22 protein-coding genes are annotated in these 20888 nt (G+C 61.8%); 19 read left to right on the forward strand and 3 right to left on the reverse strand.

The window, feature by feature from the left end; translation table 11 throughout:
* The first annotated feature begins 482 nt into the window (after positions 1-482).
* The 5 genes from cyoA (at position 483) to F6X42_RS34080 (ending at position 5521) form a co-directional block, all read left to right on the forward strand.
* Positions 483-1379: a ubiquinol oxidase subunit II gene (cyoA, locus tag F6X42_RS34060; protein ID WP_246530347.1), complete on the forward strand. Its 897-nt coding sequence runs from the start codon at positions 483-485 to the stop codon at positions 1377-1379.
* A 3-nt stretch (positions 1380-1382) separates the two neighbouring features.
* On the forward strand, positions 1383-3389 hold the full coding sequence (cyoB, locus tag F6X42_RS34065) for a cytochrome o ubiquinol oxidase subunit I (protein ID WP_187638384.1): 2007 nt from the start codon (positions 1383-1385) through the stop codon (positions 3387-3389).
* A 3-nt stretch (positions 3390-3392) separates the two neighbouring features.
* Entirely contained in the window at positions 3393-4001 is a 609-nt protein-coding gene (gene cyoC / locus F6X42_RS34070) for a cytochrome o ubiquinol oxidase subunit III (protein ID WP_187638385.1), read from the forward strand.
* Entirely contained in the window at positions 4002-4334 is a 333-nt protein-coding gene (cyoD, locus tag F6X42_RS34075; protein WP_187638386.1) for a cytochrome o ubiquinol oxidase subunit IV, read from the forward strand.
* A 104-nt stretch (positions 4335-4438) separates the two neighbouring features.
* Positions 4439-5521: a fatty acid desaturase gene (locus tag F6X42_RS34080; RefSeq protein ID WP_246530348.1), complete on the forward strand. Its 1083-nt coding sequence runs from the start codon at positions 4439-4441 to the stop codon at positions 5519-5521.
* A gap of 9 nt (positions 5522-5530) precedes the next feature.
* On the opposite strand, the gene F6X42_RS34085 is transcribed toward F6X42_RS34080, so the two are convergent.
* The 3 genes from F6X42_RS34085 to F6X42_RS34095 form a co-directional block, all read right to left on the reverse strand.
* Positions 5531-6043, reverse strand: a complete 513-nt coding sequence (locus F6X42_RS34085) for an ankyrin repeat domain-containing protein (RefSeq protein WP_246530352.1) — start codon at positions 6041-6043, stop codon at positions 5531-5533.
* A gap of 76 nt (positions 6044-6119) precedes the next feature.
* The gene (locus F6X42_RS34090; protein WP_187638388.1) at positions 6120-6728 is read right to left on the reverse strand and encodes a hypothetical protein; all 609 of its coding nucleotides are present in this window, start codon (positions 6726-6728) and stop codon (positions 6120-6122) included.
* Between the two features lie 36 nt (positions 6729-6764).
* Positions 6765-7151, reverse strand: a complete 387-nt coding sequence (locus F6X42_RS34095; RefSeq protein WP_187638405.1) for a group II truncated hemoglobin — start codon at positions 7149-7151, stop codon at positions 6765-6767.
* Between the two features lie 413 nt (positions 7152-7564).
* Between F6X42_RS34095 and nifH the strand changes: the two genes are divergently transcribed.
* The 14 genes from nifH (at position 7565) to F6X42_RS34170 (ending at position 20821) form a co-directional block, all read left to right on the forward strand.
* Positions 7565-8446: a nitrogenase iron protein gene (nifH, locus tag F6X42_RS34100; protein ID WP_018423167.1), complete on the forward strand. Its 882-nt coding sequence runs from the start codon at positions 7565-7567 to the stop codon at positions 8444-8446.
* A gap of 103 nt (positions 8447-8549) precedes the next feature.
* Entirely contained in the window at positions 8550-10013 is a 1464-nt protein-coding gene (gene nifD, locus F6X42_RS34105) for a nitrogenase molybdenum-iron protein alpha chain (RefSeq protein ID WP_187638389.1), read from the forward strand.
* Positions 10014-10075: 62 nt separating this feature from the next.
* Complete coding sequence (gene nifK, locus F6X42_RS34110; RefSeq protein WP_187638390.1) at positions 10076-11635, forward strand: nitrogenase molybdenum-iron protein subunit beta; 1560 nt, start codon at positions 10076-10078, stop codon at positions 11633-11635.
* A gap of 480 nt (positions 11636-12115) precedes the next feature.
* Positions 12116-13534, forward strand: coding sequence for an AAA family ATPase (locus F6X42_RS34120; protein WP_187638391.1), 1419 nt, complete (start codon positions 12116-12118; stop codon positions 13532-13534).
* 317 nt (positions 13535-13851) lie between these two features.
* Positions 13852-14013 (forward strand): hypothetical protein, encoded by a 162-nt coding sequence (locus F6X42_RS34125; protein WP_187638408.1) that lies wholly within the window; start codon positions 13852-13854, stop codon positions 14011-14013.
* A 500-nt stretch (positions 14014-14513) separates the two neighbouring features.
* The gene (gene nifE / locus F6X42_RS34130) at positions 14514-15971 is read left to right on the forward strand and encodes a nitrogenase iron-molybdenum cofactor biosynthesis protein NifE (protein ID WP_187638392.1); all 1458 of its coding nucleotides are present in this window, start codon (positions 14514-14516) and stop codon (positions 15969-15971) included.
* Positions 15972-16021: 50 nt separating this feature from the next.
* Complete coding sequence (gene nifN / locus F6X42_RS34135) at positions 16022-17413, forward strand: nitrogenase iron-molybdenum cofactor biosynthesis protein NifN (RefSeq protein ID WP_187638393.1); 1392 nt, start codon at positions 16022-16024, stop codon at positions 17411-17413.
* A gap of 22 nt (positions 17414-17435) precedes the next feature.
* Positions 17436-17849: a nitrogen fixation protein NifX gene (gene nifX, locus F6X42_RS34140; RefSeq protein ID WP_187638394.1), complete on the forward strand. Its 414-nt coding sequence runs from the start codon at positions 17436-17438 to the stop codon at positions 17847-17849.
* A complete protein-coding gene (locus F6X42_RS34145) occupies positions 17842-18327 on the forward strand; it encodes a NifX-associated nitrogen fixation protein (RefSeq protein ID WP_187638395.1) in 486 nt (161 codons plus the stop codon). Before nifX ends, F6X42_RS34145 begins: the two co-directional genes overlap by 8 nt.
* A gap of 24 nt (positions 18328-18351) precedes the next feature.
* On the forward strand, positions 18352-18552 hold the full coding sequence (locus tag F6X42_RS34150) for a CCE_0567 family metalloprotein (RefSeq protein ID WP_018423155.1): 201 nt from the start codon (positions 18352-18354) through the stop codon (positions 18550-18552).
* Between the two features lie 25 nt (positions 18553-18577).
* Positions 18578-18889: a ferredoxin III, nif-specific gene (gene fdxB, locus F6X42_RS34155; protein WP_027193737.1), complete on the forward strand. Its 312-nt coding sequence runs from the start codon at positions 18578-18580 to the stop codon at positions 18887-18889.
* 11 nt (positions 18890-18900) lie between these two features.
* Positions 18901-19461, forward strand: coding sequence for a nitrogen fixation protein NifQ (locus tag F6X42_RS34160; RefSeq protein ID WP_187638396.1), 561 nt, complete (start codon positions 18901-18903; stop codon positions 19459-19461).
* 170 nt (positions 19462-19631) lie between these two features.
* A complete protein-coding gene (locus F6X42_RS34165) occupies positions 19632-20264 on the forward strand; it encodes a globin family protein (protein ID WP_187638397.1) in 633 nt (210 codons plus the stop codon).
* Positions 20265-20317: 53 nt separating this feature from the next.
* A complete protein-coding gene (locus F6X42_RS34170) occupies positions 20318-20821 on the forward strand; it encodes a DUF2325 domain-containing protein (RefSeq protein ID WP_246530349.1) in 504 nt (167 codons plus the stop codon).
* Positions 20822-20888 lie beyond the last annotated feature (67 nt).

The raw sequence follows: 20888 nt of genomic DNA on the forward strand, positions 1-20888 counted from the left end.
GATACAATCGCAACTGGCGCCTTGAAAAGCTGGGCTTCAAATCACCCCTCGAAGCCCGTCAGGAACGGCTGATGAAGCTGGCCGCCTGAGTTGCAAGAGCGTGTCCAAACAACCGGAGCCGGTACACTGCGAGCGTTGCATTACCCGCAAACCGCACCGTCAGCAAGGTGTTCCCCTGTTCACACGGGCGCCGCAGAGTCTGTCCTTCGTTCCGCGCCACGTGCCCCGTCACGACCCTCGATTGCCAGATCGAGGCCATCCCTCGTAGCCTGGCTCTGCTTCAGTTCAGCCATGAAGACATGGGCGATCGCCTGATTTAGCCCGCGCCCTGCGTCAGTGCACCGCACCCCGCCGCTTTGTTCATCCTTGATCGACATCAATCACAAAGCTGGCCGGTTATCGGACCATGACGCTGCGAGTGTGACGCCGCATGCGTCAAGCCAGCTTCAGGTCAAAAGTGCCACAACCCGAATTTAACCACTATGACAGACAGAAAAACCTTAAGGAAACGGTCGATAGCCATCGTCACAACATTGAGCGCCTGTCTATCGGGATGTGATCTGACTGTGCTTGATCCAAAAGGCAGCGTCGGCGCGGCCGAGAAGTCGCTGATCGCCACCGCCACGTGGGCGATGCTGATCGTCGTGATCCCGGTGATCCTGCTAACGCTGTTCTTCGCGTGGCGCTACCGTGCGTCGAACCGTCACGCGGTCTATGCACCCAAATGGGCGCACTCGACGGCGATCGAGATCGTCATCTGGACGATCCCCGCCCTGATCATCCTGTACCTCGGTATCCTGACGTGGCGCACCACGCATGAGCTCGACCCGTACCAGCCGCTGCAGTCGAGCGTGAAGCCGATCGACGTCGAGGTGGTCGCGCTCGACTGGAAGTGGCTCTTCATCTACCCGGACCTCGGCATTGCGTCGGTGAACCAGCTCGCCGTGCCAGTCGATACGCCGGTGAATTTCCGGATCACGTCGGACTCGGTGATGAACTCATTCTTCATCCCGCAACTCGGCACCCAGGTGTATGCAATGGTCGGCATGCAGACCCGTCTGCACCTGATCGCGGATGCACCGGGAAATTTCGAAGGCATGTCCGCCAACTTCAGCGGCAAGGGATTCGCCGACATGAAGTTCCGCACGCTCGCGACGAGCGCCACCGACTTCGGCGCATGGGTGCGGAAGGTCAAGGCTTCGCCGGACCGTCTGAGCATGGACGAATACGCCGAAGTCGCGAAGCCGAGCGAGAAGCAGTCGGTACGCTACTTCTCATCGATCGACCAGCACCTGTTCCGCAACATCGTTGCCCGATACAACAACGGCAACGTCACGGCCTTCCGCGACGCCGCCTGTCGCACGCAGACCACGGAGTAAGCCATGTTTGGAAAACTCACGCCCGGCGCGATTCCGTTCGATCAGCCGATCATCATGGGCGCGGCCGCGCTCATGGCGCTCATCGTGCTGGCGGTCATCGTCACGCTCACGAAGCTCGGCCGCTGGAAGTGGCTCTGGACCGAGTGGCTGACAAGCGTCGATCACAAGAAGATCGGCATCATGTACATCATCGTCGCGGTACTGATGCTCACGCGCGGTTTTGTCGACGCCGTAATGATGCGGCTTCAGCTCGCGATCGCGTTTCACGGCCCCGGTTACCTGCCGCCGCACCACTACGACCAGATATTCACCGCGCACGGTGTCATCATGATTTTCTTCATGGCTATGGCGCTGATGGTCGGCCTCTTCAATCTTGTCGTGCCGCTGCAGATCGGCGCGCGCGACGTCGCCTTCCCGTTCCTGAATTCGCTGAGCTTCTGGATGACGGCGATCAGCGCGATCCTGATCAATCTGTCGCTCGTGATCGGCGAGTTCGCGCAGGTCGGCTGGCTCGCGTATCCACCGCTCTCGGAGCTGCAGTTCAGTCCCGGCGTCGGGGTCGACTACTACATCTGGAGTCTGCAGCTCTCCGGCGTCGGTACGCTGATTACCGCGATCAACTTCTTCGTGACGATCGTCAAGCTGCGCGCGCCCGGCATGACGCTGATGAAGATGCCGGTGTTCACGTGGACCGCGCTGTGCTCGAACGTGCTGATCATGGCAACGTTCCCGATCCTGACCGTGACGCTCGCACTGCTCGGCCTCGACCGCTACGCAGGCATGCACTTTTTCACAAATGAGCTCGGCGGAAACGCGATGCTGTACCTGAACCTGATCTGGGCGTGGGGCCACCCGGAGGTGTACATCCTCGTGCTGCCCGCGTTCGGCATCTATTCGGAAGTGATCGCGACCTTCGCGAAGAAACCGCTGTTTGGCTACAGAACGATGGTCTACGCGTCGTGCGCGATCACGGTGCTCGCATTCCTCGTGTGGGCGCACCACTTCTTCACGATGGGTTCCGGCGCGGACGTCAACGCGTTCTTCGGCATTATGACGATGGTCATCGCGATCCCCACGGGCGTAAAAATCTTCAACTGGTTGTTCACGATGTACCGCGGTCGCATCGAGTTCACGGCACCCGTGCTGTGGACGATTGGCTTCATGGTCACGTTCACAATCGGCGGCATGACGGGCGTGATGATGGCGATCCCGGGCGTGGACTTCGTGCTGCACAACAGCCTGTTCCTGATCGCGCACTTTCACAACGCGATCATAGGCGGCGTCGTGTTCGGCTATCTCGCAGGCTTCCATTACTGGTTCCCGAAGGCGTTCGGCTTCAAGCTTAACGAGAAGCTCGGCAAGCGGGCGTTCTGGTGCTGGTTCGTCGGCTTCTACGTGTCGTTCGTGCCGCTCTACGTGCTCGGCTTCATGGGCATGACCCGGCGCCTGAATCACTACGACAACCCGACCTGGCATCCCTGGCTGTTCGTCGCCGCATGCGGCGTGGTGCTGATCGCACTCGGTGTCGTGCACCAGATCGCCCAGGTCGTCGTGAGCGTGATCCATCGCAACGAGCCGGAATACGGCGACCTGACGGGCGACCCGTGGAACGGCCGCACGCTCGAATGGGCCACCGCGTCGCCGCCCGCTGTCTACAACTTCGCGCGCATACCGGTCGTCCACCAGCTCGACGCGTTCGCGCACATGAAGGAAAGCGGCGCAGCAAATGCCGCACTGGCGCATTACGAGGACATCCACCTACCGTCGAACACCGCGGACGGGTTCCTGATCGGCGCATTCAGCCTCGTGCTCGGCTTCGCCGGCGTCTGGCACATCACGTGGCTCGCCGTGCTGGCCTTCGTCGCGATCGTCGCCGCGCTGATCGCGCGTAGCTTCCGCGACGACCATGGCTACGTGATTCCGGCCTCGCGCGTGCGCGAAATCGAAGCACGACGCGGCAGCGCACCCACCCCGGCCGCCCTTGAATTACCCGAATCCGCGGAGACCTGATCCATGACGCAATCTGCATTACTCGTCCATCACGGCAGGTCGAGCGCTGACCACGGCCCAACGCCCACCGTGTTCGGCTTCTGGCTGTACCTGATGACCGACTGCATGCTGTTCGCGTCGTTGTTCGCTGTGTTCGCCGTAATGGCGCACCAGTTCGCGGGTGGCGCGTCCGGACGGGACCTGTTCGACATCCCGGGTGTTGCACTCGAAACCGGCGCGCTGCTGCTGAGCAGCACCACCTACGGCTTCGCGATGCTCGGCGCACAGCGCCAGGGGCGTGGTGCCGTGATCGGCTGGCTCCTCGTGACGTTCGTGCTTGGCGCGCTGTTCCTCGCGTTAGAGCTGCGCGAGTTCTCGCACCTGGTCGCCGACGGTGCAGGGCCCAGTCGCAGCGCCTTCCTGTCGTCGTTCTTCACGCTGGTTGGCACCCACGGCCTGCACGTGACAGCCGGCCTCGTCTGGATGGCCGTGCTCGTCGTGCATGTCGTCCGCTCGCCTGAACTGTCCGGTCGCGACCTCACGAGTCTGACATGCCTGAGCCTCTTCTGGCACTTCCTCGACATCGTGTGGATCTGCGTGTTTTCGTTTGTCTATCTCGGGAGCATGCTCTAAATGGTCCATTCACACTCGACGTCCACGACCGCCTCGCGTGGTGACTTCGCCGGTTATATCACCGGTTTCGTGCTTGCCGTGGCGCTGACGGCGGGCTCATTCTCGATCGTCACGCAACGGTTGCTGCCGTCCGGCTCCGCGATTATGGCGCTCGCGTTGCTGGCGTTCGTGCAGATCGTCGTGCATCTGGTGACGTTCCTGCATCTCGACCTGTCGCGCGGCCAGCGCTGGAACGTGCTGGCGTTATGCTACACCGCGCTCGCCGCGCTGTTCCTGATCTTCGGCACGATCTGGGTAATGCACAATGTCAGCATGAACATGATGTCGCGCTGACTCGCCACCAGCGCGAAACTGTCTGGTCACATCATCGCGGACACGGCATGCAGCCGTCGGCCGCGTGCGTAGTGTTGTGCTGCACCGCTCTATCGGTCTTCTTCATGAACAGTCCGAATCACCCCGTTCCCGCCAATAAGCCATTGCCCCATCGCAAGGTCATCCGCTCGTGGCTGACACCATTCGCCGAACGCCGCACCGCCTACGCGCTTCTGCTGCTTGTGCTCGACTACGTTTTGCTATTGTGTGCGCTCGCCGCGAGCGTGTTCGCGCACGGGTTCGTGCTGAAGACCGTATTCGGATGCATCGCGGGCTTCGTCATCGGACGGCTCTTCGTCATCGGTCACGACGCATGTCATGAGAGCCTGACCCGGCACCGCACGCTCAACCGCTGGCTGGGCCGGATCGCCTTCCTGCCGTCGCTCACGCCGTACAGCCTGTGGCAAGTGGGTCACAACGTGGTGCATCACGGCTACACGAACCTGAAAGGCGTCGATTTTGTGTGGGCACCGCTGACGATCCACGAATATCGCGCCTTGAGTGGGCCACGGCGCGCACTGGAACGTATCTATCGCAGCGGCTGGGCGCCCGGTCTCTACTACATGATCGAAATTTGGTGGACGAAGATGTTTTTCCCGTCGCGGGCCGCAATGCCGACGCGGCGCCCCGTGTTCTTCCGTGACTGCACGCTGGTATCGGTGTTCGCACTGCTGTGGATCGGCGCGCTCGCGTGGATCGCTCGCGCGACGCAGCGGGGGGTGGTCCCGTCAATCGCATGCGGGTTCGGGGTGCCGTTCCTGTTCTGGTGCGCGATGGTGGGTTTCGTCGTGTACGCGCACCACACGCATCCGCAAATCCGCTGGTACGACGATCGCGCGAAATGGGGGCGTTCGGATCCGTTCGTATCCACGACGGTGCACTTGACCTTTCGCTGGCGTTTTGGCGCGCTGTTTCATCACATCATGGAGCACACCGCGCATCACGTCGACATGAGTCTCCCTCTATACGGGCTCGTCGGTGCTCAGCGAACCCTCGAAGCGATGCTTCCGGAACGGATCGTCGTGCAGCGGTTTTCGTGGCGTTGGTACTTCGACACCGCACGAGGCTGCAAACTATACGATTTTTCGACTGATCAGTGGACCGATTTCGCTGGTCGCGCGACGCACGTTCCTCTTAAGACTCGCTAACAACGCCTGTCATCCGAAAGCAAGCAGCAGTTGCAGCCCGAGGTCGGCTGCCATGTCGAGCGCGCTGCGGCCATCCGGTGCGCACAGTTCTGCGTTCGCCCCATGCGCAAGCAGCATCTGCAGGACGTCGAGGCGACCGCTCGCGGCTGCCTGCATCAGGCATGTGATGTCGTCGTCGTTCACATGGTCGATCGGCGCGCCGGCGTCGATCAGCCGCAGGATGGTCGCGGGGCCGCCGTGCAGGCACGCGAACCAGAGCGCATGGTTGCCGTCGTCATCGAGCGCGTCGGCGCGTGCGCCGAGTGCGAGCAACGCTTCGACGACCGCGTCCTCGCCATGCTGCGCGGCGCGCATCAACGGCGTTTCGCCGTTCACGCAGCGCGAATGCGGAGCAGGGAAGCCGTGGTACGCCAGCCAAGTGGAAAGTGCGGTGGGCACGATCGTATCGAGTTGTGCATCGGCGTTCCGGACAACGCGCGAGGCCAGGCGTTCGCGGACGACGAAAACAGTGTCGGTGTGCATGATCATGGTCGCGTTCGGGTGCAAGGGAACATCGGTTGGCGCAGCAGCGCGGGCGGCAGCCGTCGGGACCCGCGCCTCAGACGGGCCGGTTCTCGTTGGGGTTGCGCACTGGCCCCATCAATTCAAGTCCTTCGCTGTAGGTGATCGTGTCGAAGGTCACGTCGAACTTGATGGCCGCGTCCGCTACCGCATCCAGCTTGCCGCCTGAGTCCTTTTTCTTCAATTCGTTCTTTTCGAGGTACAGCAGTTCGAGCATCTCGTTGTAGACGGTGGACTCGAGAATCGGCAGCACATAGAACATCGCGCCCTTGTACGGCACCTGATATCGCTTGCTCAGGTCGATGTTGTCGCAAAACAGAAAGTACTTGCCACCCGCCGAGAGCGTGTCGCTGAGTACCTCGGCCACGTCCTTCAGATGCTCGAAGCTCAACAGATACCCGGCGAAGAACGGCAAGTGCTTATGTCCGATCGTCGCGCATGCCATCACCTGATCGCAGGTCAGCTCCGGAGGCCGCGCTTCGTCGGCGAGCTTTGGGGCAAACCGCAGCGCAAGTTCGCCGCGGAAGCCGACCCGGCCGGACTTGTTCGTCAGCCCCTTGAGAACCGGATTGAGCAGACGGCCTTCGTGTTCGAGACGGGCGAACGCGGTGTCGTCGATCTCCTTGTGGGCGAGCGTTTCGGTCATCACAGATCCTTGGGTTAAACAGCGTTGAAGAGGAATTCACGTCTGCGCATTGCGCATCCGGTCGGCGATTTTGAAAAAGGCCTGCATCAGTTCGTCGCGCAGCGCCGGATCGACACCCGTCTCGTCGAACGCGGCGCGCATGCAAGCTAGCCACGCATCCCGTTCGGCGGTGCCGATCGCGAATGTGGCATGACGCCTGCGCAGCCGTGGTTGGCCGCGCTGTGCCGAGTACTGCTTGTCGGCGCCGAGCCATTCGCACAGATACAGCACCAGCACGGCCTTCGTCGAAGACAGGTCCGAGTGATGCATCGCCCGAATGCGCTGCGCGTCGGCCCGCGTATCCATGTGCCGATAGAACGCATCGACCAGGCGGATGACGGCGGTCTCGCCGCCTAGACGATCGAAGTGCGTCTCGCGCGGCATGGGTCGAGAAGGTTGGGTGGCTGGTGTGTCCATGGCGCGATCAACGCAATAACCGAACCAGGCCGCAACCCGGCGATTGTCCGGCTGCACGCAGGCCAATGCGACAGAAATCGCACGACAAACGCGCCCGAATGGTTTCATTGGCGACGAAGTTCGCGTGGTTTGTCGCGAAATCGACAAGACAGAAGAGGAGTCCGCAAAAGTCCCCGAACCAACCGCCGCAGCGCGGCGGGGCGGACGCGTCGCAGTACCGCTGGTGACGTGGCACAGAAGCTGCGTTTGGAGTCCAGCGCGGACACAGGTCCGGCCGATGCGTGACTCGATATAAGAAGACCCATACAGGCACGACAGGCTGACATGGTCGCGGTTACGCAACCCTGATTTCAACCCTTCTTCCTGAATGGAGAAATGCAATGTCTAAACTTCGGCAAATCGCGTTCTACGGTAAAGGCGGTATCGGCAAGTCGACCACCTCGCAGAACACCCTGGCAGCCCTGACCGAACTCGGGCAGAAAATCCTGATCGTCGGCTGCGATCCCAAGGCGGACTCTACCCGCCTGATCCTGCATGCAAAGGCGCAGGACACCATCCTGTCGCTAGCGGCCGAAGCCGGCTCGGTGGAGGACCTCGAACTCGAGGACGTGATGAAGATCGGTTACCGCAACATCCGTTGCGTGGAGTCCGGTGGTCCGGAACCGGGCGTCGGCTGCGCGGGCCGTGGCGTCATCACGTCGATCAACTTCCTCGAGGAAAACGGCGCCTATGACGGCGTGGACTACGTGTCGTACGACGTGCTCGGCGACGTGGTGTGCGGCGGTTTCGCAATGCCGATTCGTGAGAACAAGGCGCAGGAAATCTACATTGTGATGTCCGGTGAAATGATGGCAATGTATGCGGCCAACAACATTTCAAAGGGCATCCTGAAGTACGCGAACAGCGGCGGTGTGCGGATCGGCGGGCTCGTGTGCAACGAGCGTCAGACCGACAAGGAGCTCGAACTCGCCGAAGCGCTGGCGAAGATGCTCGGTTCGAAGCTGATCCACTTCGTGCCGCGCGATAACATCGTGCAGCACGCCGAGCTGCGCCGCATGACGGTGATCGAGTTCGCGCCCGAATCCAAACAGGCGGAAGAGTATCGCCAGCTCGCCACCAAGGTGCACAACAACGCGGGCAACGGCACGATCCCGACGCCGATCACGATGGATCAACTGGAAGACCTGTTAATGGAGCACGGAATCATGACGTCCATCGACGAATCGCAAGTCGGCAAGCCTGCAGCGGAACTGACCGCCTAAGCGAGCGCCGCTGCGCGCGGCCCGGTGTTCTTCTTCAAGCGATGAACCGGGCCGTGCCGGTTACCCGCTGCCAGGCTTGATACTCACCCTATGGAGCATTCCCATGAGCGTCACTGTTGAAGAGCGCAAGGCCGCGAACAAGGCCCTGATCGAAGAAGTGCTGAAGGCCTATCCGGAGAAGATGGCCAAACGGCGTGCCAAGCATTTGGGCACCTTCGATGACGGCAAGCCCGACTGTGGCGTGAAATCAAACATCAAGTCATTGCCCGGCGTGATGACGATTCGCGGTTGCGCGTACGCCGGCTCGAAGGGCGTGGTCTGGGGGCCCATCAAGGACATGATCCACATCAGTCATGGTCCTGTCGGTTGCGGCCAGTACTCGTGGGGCGCGCGTCGCAACTACTACATCGGCACTACCGGTATCGACACCTTCGTGACGATGCAGTTCACGTCGGACTTTCAGGAAAAGGACATCGTGTTCGGCGGCGACAAGAAGCTCGACAAGATCATCGACGAGATTCAGGAACTGTTTCCGCTGAACAAGGGCATCTCGATCCAGAGTGAATGCCCGATCGGCCTGATCGGCGACGACATCGAGGCCGTCTCGAAGAAGAAGAGTGTCCAGTATGAAGGGCACACCATTTTGCCGGTGCGCTGCGAAGGTTTTCGCGGCGTCAGCCAGTCGCTGGGCCACCATCTCGCTAACGATGCGATTCGAGACTGGATATTCGACAAGGCCGATCCGGACAAGAGGCCTGAATTTGTTTCGACGCCTTACGATGTTGCGATCATCGGCGATTACAACATCGGCGGCGATGCCTGGTCGAGCCGGATTCTGCTCGAAGAGATCGGCCTGCGCGTGATCGCGCAATGGTCGGGCGACGGCTCGATCGCCGAGCTCGAGAACACGCCTAAGGCCAAGCTCAATTTGCTGCATTGCTACCGCTCGATGAACTATATCAGCCGGCACATGGAAGAGAAGTACCGCATTCCGTGGGTGGAATACAACTTCTTCGGCCCGTCGATGATCGAGAAGAGCCTGCGCGAGATCGCCAGCCACTTCGACGACACCATCAAAGCCAACGCGGAGAGGGTGATCGCCAAGTATCGTCCGCTGGTCGATGCGGTGAACGCGAAGTTCAGAGCGCGCCTGCAGGACAAGACCGTGATGCTGTTCGTTGGCGGCCTGCGTCCGCGCCACGTGATCGGCGCCTACGAAGACCTCGGCATGAACGTGGTCGGCACCGGCTACGAATTCGGCCACAACGACGACTATCAGCGCACCACGCACTACGTGAAGGACGGCACACTGATTTACGACGACGTGACCGGCTACGAGTTCGAGAGGTTCGTCGAACAGGTCCAGCCCGATCTGGTCGGTTCCGGCATCAAGGAAAAGTACGTATTCCAGAAGATGGGCGTGCCGTTTCGCCAGATGCACAGCTGGGACTATTCCGGTCCATATCACGGCTACGACGGCTACGCCATTTTCGCGCGCGACATGGACATGGCTATTTCCAGCCCGGTATGGGGGCTTGCCAAGGCGCCCTGGAAGGCAACCCCCTAAGCGCCGGCCACCGCACTGATCGCCGGCCGGAAGGCCTTTGAATTGAATATCAGGAGCATCCCGTGCCCCAATCCGCAGACCAGATTCTCGATCAGGAACTCCTGTTCCGTGAGCCCGAATACCAGAAAATTTTCCAGGCGAAAAAGGAAAATTTCGAGTTCAACCATTCAGACGAGCAGGTCAAGCAGATCGTCGAGTGGACCAAGAGCGAAGACTACCGGCAAAAGAACTTTGCACGCGACTCGCTCACCATCAACCCGGCCAAGGCCTGCCAGCCGCTCGGCGCAGTGTACGTGGCCAACGGCTTTCACAAGACGCTCAGTTTTGTGCATGGCTCGCAGGGCTGTGTAGCGTTTTACCGCTCGCACTTCTCGCGTCACTTCAAGGAGCCGACCTCGTGCGTCAGCTCGTCGATGACCGAGGACGCGGCGGTGTTCGGCGGCATGAACAACATGATCGACGGCCTCGCAAATGCGTACAACCTGTACAAGCCCGACATGATCGCGGTCTCCACGACCTGCATGGCGGAAGTGATCGGCGATGACCTCGACGCGCTCATCAAGAACAGCAAGCAGAAGGGCAGCGTGCCGGAAGACTATGACGTGCCGTTCGCGCACACGCCGGCCTTCGTCGGCAGCCACGTGACCGGCTACGACAACGCGCTCCTCGGCATCCTCAAGCACTTCTGGGACGGCAAGGCCGGCACAGCGATGCCGCTTGAGCGCGTGCCCGACGACAGCGTCAACTTCATCGGCGGCTTCGACGGCTACGTGGTCGGCAACATGAAGGAAATTCGCCGCATCTTCGATCTGTTCGGCGTGACGGTGAACATCATCTGCGACCCATCCGAAACGTGGAATACGCCGACCGACGGCAAGTTCCGGATGTACGAAGGTGGCACGACCAAGGAGGAAGTCGAGCGCGCGTTGAACGCGAAGGCAACCTTCGTGTTCCAGGAATACTGCTGCGAGAAGACCAGCAAGTTCATTGGCGAGCATGGCCAGGAAGTGGTGGTGCTGAACTCGCCGGTTGGCGTCGCGGGCACCGATCAGTTCCTGATGGAAATCTCGCGCGTGACCGGCAAGTCGATTCCGGCGCAACTGGAGAAGGAGCGAGGCCAGCTCGTCGATGCGATGGCCGACAGTCAGGCCCACCTGCACGGCAAGCGCTTTGCACTCTACGGCGACCCGGACCAGATGCTAGGCTACACGCAGTTCTTGCTGGAACTCGGCGCCGAGCCGGCTCACGTGCTGGCGACCAACGGCAACGAAACCTGGGCTGCGAAGCTGCAGGCGCTGTTCGACGCGTCGCCCTACGGCGCCGGCTGCAAGGTGTATCCGAAACGCGATCTGTGGCACATGCGCTCACTGCTGTTTACCGAGCCGGTGGATTTCCTGATCGGCAACACCTACGGCAAATATCTCGAGCGCGATACCAAAACGCCGCTGATACGCATGGTGTTCCCGATCTTCGATCGCCACCATTACCATCGCTTCCCGACCTGGGGCTATGAAGGTGGGTTGCGGGTGCTGGTCATGCTGCTGGACGAGTTCTTCGAAGCGCTCGACGCCAACACGATCGACGTGGCGAAGACCGACTACAGCTACGACATCATTCGCTGACGAGGAGAGCGCGGCTATGGCAGACACAGCGGATGCATCGGGCGCGGCAGACGCAGCTCTGGTCAAGATGACGCAGGACGGCCATAACGTCGAGGTCATCAACGACTAGGTTTGCCTGGCCGGTGTGGGCGAGGCCGACCACCTCGTCCCGCTGCCCGAACACCGGAACCCGCAGATGATCGCCCACGTGCTGCCCGGGGGCCCGCGCATGTGGCCGGCCGGTTGCCATTGACGCACGAGGAGATTGCGATTGCACAGGGTGCGATGTCGGCGGCTCGACGGCAGTTCGACGCGAGCCCGGCGGGCATCGCGCCGCGGTTACCTCGTGCGGTGTGGGCGAAGATTGCGGCGGAGGGTGTCGAGTAGCGGGGCACCGCTGAAAACGAAATTGCTGCGCTGTATGTAGCTAGCTGTAGCGACTCGTTGTTGCGCGTTCGCATCGGTACTTGGCGCCGCCATCTAATATCAAAGAGTCCGTTCATGAGCCAGTTCATCGATATTGATCACAAGAACCTTGACCCGGTAAGGCAGCAATTTGCATGGGAAGCGCTAGCTGCGCATTTTGATGATCGGTCCCCGGAAGAGCTCACCTCCTCGCAGCGGCAGTTTCCCCATCACACGCGCCCCGAGCTTCAACAGACGCTCTCCCGCCTGCTGACGCCGTTCGCTCCGCGCCTTCTCGGCCTCAATCAGGTTCATGAGCGGTTTCCGTTGACAATTTCCTCGCTGTTTGCGCAGAGTACCGGCCCGATGTCTACCACGGTGTCCCTTGCTCCTGTGAAATACCGGGATGTCGATGTCGGAGAAGAAACACCGGTCGCGGTACTCGACAACGGCTTGTGGCTGATCACCGATGGCGAGCTGAGAGCCGCTGTGCTGTTCGAGCAGCACATGGAAGGAATGAACACGTCTATCGCGAGCGTGGAGATTGTCAGTCTGCCCAGCGCGCGCGGGCTGACCTTCGGCAGCGAGGTGTATGCGGGGCTGGAGCAGGCAATTCGCGAGTCCCGTCTGTACCGGGGCAAGGTTCTTTCCCTCGAGGTAACTGAGGATTATTCAGGCCAGCCCCGCAGCATCGTCGTGCACCGTCTGCCTGCCGTGGAGCGTCAGGACGTCATCCTGTCACCGCAAACCATGGAGCTGCTGGATCGCAATATTTTTGAATTCGCACGCACCAGAGAAGGATTAAAGACATTACGCCAGTCCTTGCAAAAGGGTGTCCTGCTGTACGGGCCGCCCGGAACGGGCAAAACCCATACGATCAAGTACCTCGCCAGCAATCTGCCAGCGCATACCACCCTTCTGATCAGCGCCAATCAAGTGGGGCAACTCGACAACTATATGCTGCTGGCCCGGTTGCTACAGCCAAGCATGGTGGTCATCGAGGACGTCGATCTGATCGGGAGACATCGCACCGAGATGCGCGGCCCGAAGGAAGAGAGTCTGCTCAACCGCTTGCTCAACGAAATGGACGGACTTCACCAGGACGCCGAGATCCTGTTCGTGCTTACCACCAACCGGCCGGAGGAAATCGAGGAGGCGCTCGCGGCCCGTCCGGGCCGGGTTGATCAGGCCATTGAAATACCGGCACCTGATGCGGATTGCCGGGCGCGCCTGCTCCGGCTCTACGGTTCGAGGATGAGCATCCCGGCAGACGTCGCAGCGTTTGCAGTGGAGCGGACTGAAGGCGTCAGCGCTGCATTCATCAAGGAGCTGGTGCGACGGTTGGCCCAGCAAAGTATTGCGCGTAAGGCACAGGGCGAAGTGAGCATGGAGGATGCTGAAAACGCGTTGCAGGACATGCTGGTGCGCAGCGGATACCTGAGTCAGGCGCTCCTTGGCGGCGCACCCGCACGGGAAAAACCGCAAGTACGAATCGTGGGTGACCAGTGCTTCTGAGCGTTGCAGGGAGCGAGGGGTCCGGTCCGGAAGAATGATCGGAAAGGGCCGGCGGCCCATATGCCGCCCCTGACTCACCATTTCATCTGCTGGCTACCGGCGTGCCCGTCGAGCATTCTCACTGATTGTGGTCCTGGCCGATGTTATCGAGCCGTTCTCAGTTAACGTGGCCCCGTTCTCACTTAATGTGGACCTGGACGCGCCGATATTCTCAGCCAATGTAATCCCGAAAAGGCGCTGTTATCGGGCCTTGGAGATTTATGTTATCGAGCCGCTACAGCTAGCCTGCGTGACGAATCTCAGCGAGGGAGCGGGGCATGATTTATGTAGTCGAGCAGTCTGACTCAGTGCCGCTGCGTGCGTGGTTCGCCTACGACGACTTTGAGCGCGAGGTGACGGCGTCCGACCCGTTGAGCCTCGCGGAGATCAATGACGAGGTAACGCCGCGCGAACTGCTCGCGCTGGTCGACGACGACTGAGCCGCCCAGCGGGGCAGGCGGCGCGAATGGCGCATACACACTGGAAGAGCGTTCGGGATATGCGCGCAGGCGCGCTCGGTGCATTGCTCGAACGCGTACCGGCCGAGATCAGGCCTGAGCGCTTCGAGCGCTTGCTGGAAGTCTGTCTCTGCGACTTTGCGGCGTATCCCGGTCATGGTAGACGGACTACGCGAAAGCTCCACGGATGCGCCGCGCGCTGACTGCTTACCTGGCGGTTCGCGAACCCTTGAGGCCGGATGCGTTGCTGGAGGCGCGCGCGAATGCGATCGCACGGGTCCTGCTAAATACGGAACGGCAAGGCAGGCAGTGAACGTGTGTTGTCGTTTTCTGTGTCGCGAACCGTCTGTCGCAAACCGTTCAAACTCGCCATGACGATGCGCGCGAGCGACTGCTTCAGCGCCAATTGGCACGTTTTCAAGGCGTTTCCCGGTGGTATGGAACTTGCCACTAGAGAAACGTCCATCCATCAGGAGCACGTCATGTCTGCTTCGCTCAATGCCCAAATCGCCGAAGTTTTCGACGAGCCGGGTTGCGACAAGAATCAAGGCAAGAGCGAGAAGGAACGCAAAAGGGGCTGCACGAAGCAGCTTTCGCCGGGTTCGGCCGCAGGCGGGTGCGCGTTCGACGGCGCGAAGATCGCTTTGCAGCCGGTGGTGGACGTCGCACACCTCGTGCACGGGCCGATTGCTTGTGAAGGTAACTCGTGGGACAACCGGCACGCCGCTTCGTCCGGTCCGCAACTCTATCGCACGGGCTTCACCACCGATATCAACGAACTCGACGTGGTGTACGGCGGCGAGAAGCGCCTGTTCAGGAGCGTGCGCGAAATCATCGAGAAATACGATCCGCCCGCAGTGTTCGTCTACCAGACCTGCGTCACTGCGCTGATCGGCGACGACATCGAGGCAGTCTGCAAGCGCGCCACCGAACAATTTTGCAAGCCGGTGATTCCGGTCATTTCCCCCGGTTTCGCGGGGCCGAAGAATCTGGGCAACAAGCTTGGCGGCGAGGCGATCCTCAACTATGTGATCGGCACGCGCGAGCCCGAGTACACGACGCCGTATGACATCAACGTCATTGGCGAATACAACCTGTCGGGCGAACTCTGGCAGACCAAGCCGCTGCTCGACGCGCTAGGCATCCGTATCCTCTCGTGCATCGCCGGCGACGGACGCTACAACGAGATCGCAAGTTCGCATCGCGCCAAGGTCAACATGATGGTCTGCTCGAAGTCGATGATCAACATCGCGACAAAGATGCAGCGACGCTACGGCATCCCTTACTTCGAGGGCTCGTTCTATGGGATCGGCGACATGAGCAACACGCTGCGCCATATCGCCAGCCTGCTCGTGCAGCAGGGCGCGCCGGACGATCTGCTCGAGCGGACCGAGCGCCTGATCGCCGTCGAGGAAGCGCGCGCGTGGGAGCGCATCGCGCAGTACAAAGCGCGCCTTACTGGCAAGCGGGTGTTGCTCATCACAGGTGGCGTGAAGTCTTGGTCGGTGGTTTCCGCGCTGCAGGAAGCAGGGCTCGAAATCGTCGGCACCAGCGTCAAGAAGAGCACCAAGGAAGACAAGGACAAGATCAAGGAGATCATGGGCGACGACGCCCACATGATCGACGGCATGACTCCGCGCGAGATGTACGCGATGCTCAGGGACGCGCGGGCCGACATCATGCTGTCGGGTGGCCGCTCACAGTTCGTCGCACTGAAGGCCCGCATACCGTGGCTCGACATCAATCAGGAACGCCACCACCCTTATGGCGGCTACGAGGGAATCGTCGAGCTGGTACATGAGATCGACCGCGCGATCTACAACCCGGTGTGGCAACAGGTGCGGATCCCTGCTCCGTGGGGCGACGACGGGGGAGCGCTCGGTGTGGTCCAAGCGGAAGCCGCGCGCCCGCCGTCGAGCGCCCCGGTGTGGGGGCGATGAGCCTCGAACCCGGTATACCGACCTGACGCCCCCGAACTCGAGAACATGCCATGGCCGATGTCGTCGAATCTATGAAAGCCTGTGCGGTCAATCCGCTCAAGATGAGCCAGCCGCTGGGCGCGAGCCTCGCGTTCCTTGGGCTCGATGCCTGCATGCCCGTGATGCACGGCTCGCAGGGCTGCACGTCGTTCGGCCTCGTGCTGCTGGTGCGCCACTTCAGGGAGGCGATCCCGCTGCAGACGACAGCCATGGACGAAGTCACCGCGGTGCTCGGCGGCTACGAGAACATCGAGGCCGCGCTGCTCAACATCCTCAAGCGCGCTGCGCCGAAGGTCATCGCGATCTGTTCAACAGGTCTCACCGAGACCGAGGGCGACGACGTGGCCGGCTATCTCGTTACCGTGCGCAAGCGCAAGCCCGAACTCAACGACACTGAGATCGTCTATGTGTCGACCCCCGACTATGTCGGCGCATTCGAAGACGGCTACCGGCATGCGATTACCGGCATCGTCAACGCGCTGGTCAAGGCGTTGCCAACGGTGGCCAATCAGGTGACGCTGCTGCCCGGCAGCCATCTGTCGCCTGGGGACATCGACGAACTGCGCGAGATCATCGAAGCGTTCGGCTTCGATGTCATTGTGCTGCCCGACATTTCCGGCTCGCTCGACGGCCATATCGCGCCGGACTGGCGCGGCACCACACTGGGCGGTACCACGCTCGCGGAGATCCGGGCCGCGGGTGCATCGGCATTTACGATCGGCGTGGGCGAGCAGACGCGCGACGGCGCGGAGGCATTGCATGCTATCGCTGGCACACCGTTCGAAGTGTTCGGGCGGCTCACCGGACTGGAACCCAACGATCGTCTGCTGCAATTGCTCGCGCAGCGCTCCGGACGACCTGTTCCCGCGAAATACCGGCGTCAGCGCAGCCAATTGCTCGATGCGATGCTAGACGGCCATTTCTACACTGGAGGCATCAAGGTCGCGATCGGCGCAGAGCCCGATCTGCTGTTCGCGGTCGGCAGCATGCTGCACGAGATGGGCGCGCAGTTGCGCTGCTGCATCAGCACGACGCGATCGCCCGCGCACGCGTTGCTGCCCGCTGATCAGGTCGTGATCGGCGATCTCGAAGACATGGAGCGCTCCGCGGCGGACTGCGACCTGCTGATCACGCATTCGCACGGCAGGCAGATGGCCGAGCACCTACAAAAGCCGCTCTTCCGGATCGGTTTTCCGGTCTTCGACCGGGTTGGGAACTCACATCGACGCTACGTCGGCTACCGCGGCACGATGAACCTGATCTTTGAGATCGCCAACCTGATGATCGAACGGATTCCGCATCACGATCCGGCCGACTGGCCGCTGCCGCAGGCCGCTATCGATCTGGCCGCGCGCGATCCGGCGCGGGAAGCGAACATTCCTGTCGTCGCGGCCGGTGCTTGACCCACCTAAAGGAGCACACAGCATGAAGATCGCGTTCGCCACCCAGGACAGGCAGTTCGTCGATGCGCATTTTGGCTGGGCGAGGAGCATCGTCACCTACAACGTCACACCGGACGGCTACCAGTTCGTCGAGGCGTTCGACTTTGGTGGCAAGCTCGAAGAGGACGGCGACGAGGACAAGCTCGTGCCCAAGCTCGAAGCCGTCAAGGATTGCGCGATCCTGTACGTCGCCGCAATCGGCGGCTCGGCCGCGGCGCGAGTGGTCGCGCTGAGGATTCACCCGATCAAGGTGCCGCGGCCCGAGTCCATCGAGGAGACTCTCGGCAAGTTGCAACAGGTGCTGAAGGGCACGCCGCCGCCGTGGCTGCGCAAGGCGCTGGTGAAGGGTGGCGAACGTGTATACGACTTTGAAGACGATGAGGTATCCCATGGCTGAATCATCCGCAATTCCGTCCAAGGCCAGCGATGAAATGCTGCTGGTCGCACCGTTTGTGCAGCAGCTCGTCAGGCAGTTGCGCGCGCAGGACGCCCGCGGCGTGTGGGACGGAAAGACCGACCTGCAACTGCTCAAGCCGTACATCCACACGCCGGAGGAACGCCGCGCGATTCCGATCATGGGCGACCCCGACCCCGAAACGCTGTGGCGGCTCGAGCTTTTCTATAGCGCGATTGCGGTGGCGATCGAGCGTGAGACCGGCCAAATGGTTTCGCCGATGATGAAGATGAGCCACGAGGGCTTCGGGCGCATGGTGTTGCTCGCGGGGCGGCTCGTTGTCGTCAACAAGCAGTTGCGCGACGTACACCGGTTCGGCTTCGCTTCGCTGGAGAAGCTCGCCGAGGCGGGCGCAAAGCTTCTCGACGAAGCGGTCGAGGTGATCCGGAGGTACCCCGCCGTCGCACAGTACGGAGCATGAAGGAATCGTGAGGGGACCGAGACGATGAGCACCGATGCCGATGAACTCAAGGCGCACCTGAAGAAACTCAACGCGCAAGCGACCCAGGCGAAGTTGGACCTGCACGACCTCTCAGAGGAACTCCCGACCAACTGGGAGAACATTCTCGCTGTCGCCCAGCGCTGCCATGACGCCCACGCCGCGCTGATGGCAGCCCGCAAGGCTGCCGCTGAGGCAGCTGCCTGAACCAGCGAAGCCACGGAGCCACATCATGAGCGATACCTTCAGCGTTACGCTGCCGAGCGGCGCCACCTGGACGCCGACCTTCGTCAACAGGCTCGACGAAGAAAAATGCATTGGTTGCGGACGTTGTTTCCGTGTCTGTCCGCGTGGCGTGCTGCAACTCGTCGGGCTTAACGAGGACGGCGCGCACATCGCACTGGACGGCGACGACGAAGACGAAGACGACGAGTACGAGAAGAAGGTGATGACTATCGTGCATCGGGAACTGTGCGTCGGCTGCACCGCGTGCGCGAAGATCTGCCCGAAAAAGTGCTACACGCACGCCGCGGCCGTTCTCTGAGCGATGCCGCGATGAACGCCTATGCAACCTTGATGGCGTGCGCGGTGGAAGCGGGCGATCCCACCGTGCTGGCACTGGCCGGCGTGCTGTCGAGCGGGTTCGAGCACCACGGCGTCGATGTGCTGCCGATGCCCGGACTGGACGCCGACCAGACGCGCCGAATGCTCGCGCGCTGGTTCCCGGGTGCCGGGCGGGCGCTCGGTCTTACGTGCGTCTTGTCGCCCGCCACGATGCCGCGTGACGACGAACTGGAAGACCTGGTGGCGTTGCTCAATCACCATGCCGATCCGCGCGCCGGCCCGGCAGACGAGGCGAACTGCGTGGCCCATGCATTGGCCTGCGCGAGCCTCGGGCAAAACCACCTTTGGCAAGACCTGCTTCTGCCGTCGCGGCGCGAGTTGTCAGCATTGATCAGCCACTGGTTTCCGCGGCTGGCCGCGAAGAATACGCATGGCATGAAGTGGAAGAAGTTCTTCTACAAGCAACTGTGCGAGCGCGAGGGCCTGGTCATCTGCAAGACGCCGAGTTGTGGCGTCTGTTCTGACCATCCGCTTTGCTTTGGCGCGGAGTAGGCAAAAATGCCCGGCCCGCGCCCCCCCGTTGAGCAGGTGCGTCGCCGGTCCGCCTTGCCGGGCTTCTTCGGTAGATTCACAGTGAGAAAGCGCGGGACCTGCTAAAGCATGCTCATCGTTATCTATTCAGGCATCCAACCGAGAAATCGCACCACAAACCTTACATACCTATGGATTCGTTCCAACCTGCTGCGTCTCCGGGGCCCCGCCCTCGCTATACACCCTGCACCCGGGCCTGCTACCTGACGCTGCAATGGCCCGTTGCGGAGTCGCAGCAGCAAGGGCCGCGCGCCCGGGCATTGCCGCCCGCCTGCGTGCCCGCGCTGCCGCAACCGCCGCACCGGCTACTCGCGATCTGCGACGAAGCGGGGTTGCGCGATCTGGCGCTGTGCCAGTTGCAGCGGCTCAGGCTTATGCTGCTGTTTGCACGCGTCGGTCACCGCTTCAAGTGCGTCGCGTCGCAGGTGGCCGACTTCGTGGTCGAGTCCTGCGGCAGGCTGCTGTATTACGGCGAGCGGCATGCGCATCTGCAGGCGGGCTCCAAGCCGCCGTTGCTGCTTGACGAAGAGGGCCGCGAACCCTGGCTGGTTCAACTTTGGTATGCGTTCGACGACGTCGGTTTCCCGCCCGCGCTGCGCGCCGACTTCTGGGGCTGGGCGAAGCCGCTGTCCGAGCATTGGCTGGCGCCGCACGCGCGTCATGCCGGCCGGACGCGCTACACGTACGACACGGTGCGTAGCTGGTTTCTCACTCCGGCAGCGGGCGAACGGCTTGCGGGCCATGCCACGAGGCGCTCGCCATGAGACCCATGCCGCCTGCCGTTGCCGTAACGGTGCGATCCGAAGCGCAGCCCGTCATGAATCAGAACCGCGGCACATGCGTTCCCGACAGCAGTGCGAGCCTGTCGCAGGAGCGCACGCGGGCACATGTCGCGAGCCTGCAGCACGAGTTGTTCGCGGTTGAGCAGGCGCTGCTCGACGACCGCGCATTGACGCGCGCATTGAGCGGGCGTCGATGGGTTTATGTGGGCGGGCGGCCACGCATCAACGCCGTGCTGCGTGCGCTGGTGGATGCGGCGGGAGGCGAGTTCGTTCATCACACCGGGACCATCGACGACGATAGCCGTGCCGAAGGCTTCGAGGCTTTGCTGTCAGGCGCCTACCGGGTGCTGTGCCCATTGGATCTGATCGACCCGGACTCGCTGGTCGCGCTGCGGCGGTTGTGCGCGCGTCACCGCGCGCCGTGGTCCGCTTTGCGTTCGTCGAGCGTGACGAGCTTCATCGCGGGCGTGTTGCGGGCTCGGCCTGCCCAGCGGCGCGGCGTGGTCGCAGCGTCGCGCTTCTGCCTGAGGCATGGCTGACGTCGTCAAGACTTTACGTACCGCGAGATGTGGGCGCAAAACTTGCCTTTGACGTGGTCTTTCCACG

Origin of the sequence: Paraburkholderia podalyriae, assembly GCF_014397785.1 — a bacterium.
GTDB classification, from domain to species: domain Bacteria; phylum Pseudomonadota; class Gammaproteobacteria; order Burkholderiales; family Burkholderiaceae; genus Paraburkholderia; species Paraburkholderia podalyriae.

Excerpts from the sequence above, each read along its gene's own strand:
- cyoA (WP_246530347.1), top strand. The coding sequence starts at position 483 with ATGACAGACAGAAAAACCTTAAGGAAACGGTCGATAGCCATCGTCACA.
- cyoB (WP_187638384.1), top strand. The coding sequence starts at position 1,383 with ATGTTTGGAAAACTCACGCCCGGCGCGATTCCGTTCGATCAGCCGATC.
- cyoC (WP_187638385.1), top strand. The coding sequence starts at position 3,393 with ATGACGCAATCTGCATTACTCGTCCATCACGGCAGGTCGAGCGCTGAC.
- cyoD (WP_187638386.1), top strand. The coding sequence starts at position 4,002 with ATGGTCCATTCACACTCGACGTCCACGACCGCCTCGCGTGGTGACTTC.
- F6X42_RS34080 (WP_246530348.1), top strand. The coding sequence starts at position 4,439 with ATGAACAGTCCGAATCACCCCGTTCCCGCCAATAAGCCATTGCCCCAT.
- F6X42_RS34085 (WP_246530352.1), bottom strand. The coding sequence starts at position 6,043 with ATGCACACCGACACTGTTTTCGTCGTCCGCGAACGCCTGGCCTCGCGC.
- F6X42_RS34090 (WP_187638388.1), bottom strand. The coding sequence starts at position 6,728 with ATGACCGAAACGCTCGCCCACAAGGAGATCGACGACACCGCGTTCGCC.
- F6X42_RS34095 (WP_187638405.1), bottom strand. The coding sequence starts at position 7,151 with ATGCCGCGCGAGACGCACTTCGATCGTCTAGGCGGCGAGACCGCCGTC.
- nifH (WP_018423167.1), top strand. The coding sequence starts at position 7,565 with ATGTCTAAACTTCGGCAAATCGCGTTCTACGGTAAAGGCGGTATCGGC.
- nifD (WP_187638389.1), top strand. The coding sequence starts at position 8,550 with ATGAGCGTCACTGTTGAAGAGCGCAAGGCCGCGAACAAGGCCCTGATC.
- F6X42_RS34120 (WP_187638391.1), top strand. The coding sequence starts at position 12,116 with ATGAGCCAGTTCATCGATATTGATCACAAGAACCTTGACCCGGTAAGG.
- F6X42_RS34125 (WP_187638408.1), top strand. The coding sequence starts at position 13,852 with ATGATTTATGTAGTCGAGCAGTCTGACTCAGTGCCGCTGCGTGCGTGG.
- nifE (WP_187638392.1), top strand. The coding sequence starts at position 14,514 with ATGTCTGCTTCGCTCAATGCCCAAATCGCCGAAGTTTTCGACGAGCCG.
- nifN (WP_187638393.1), top strand. The coding sequence starts at position 16,022 with ATGGCCGATGTCGTCGAATCTATGAAAGCCTGTGCGGTCAATCCGCTC.
- nifX (WP_187638394.1), top strand. The coding sequence starts at position 17,436 with ATGAAGATCGCGTTCGCCACCCAGGACAGGCAGTTCGTCGATGCGCAT.
- F6X42_RS34145 (WP_187638395.1), top strand. The coding sequence starts at position 17,842 with ATGGCTGAATCATCCGCAATTCCGTCCAAGGCCAGCGATGAAATGCTG.
- F6X42_RS34150 (WP_018423155.1), top strand. The coding sequence starts at position 18,352 with ATGAGCACCGATGCCGATGAACTCAAGGCGCACCTGAAGAAACTCAAC.
- fdxB (WP_027193737.1), top strand. The coding sequence starts at position 18,578 with ATGAGCGATACCTTCAGCGTTACGCTGCCGAGCGGCGCCACCTGGACG.
- F6X42_RS34160 (WP_187638396.1), top strand. The coding sequence starts at position 18,901 with ATGAACGCCTATGCAACCTTGATGGCGTGCGCGGTGGAAGCGGGCGAT.
- F6X42_RS34165 (WP_187638397.1), top strand. The coding sequence starts at position 19,632 with ATGGATTCGTTCCAACCTGCTGCGTCTCCGGGGCCCCGCCCTCGCTAT.
- F6X42_RS34170 (WP_246530349.1), top strand. The coding sequence starts at position 20,318 with ATGAATCAGAACCGCGGCACATGCGTTCCCGACAGCAGTGCGAGCCTG.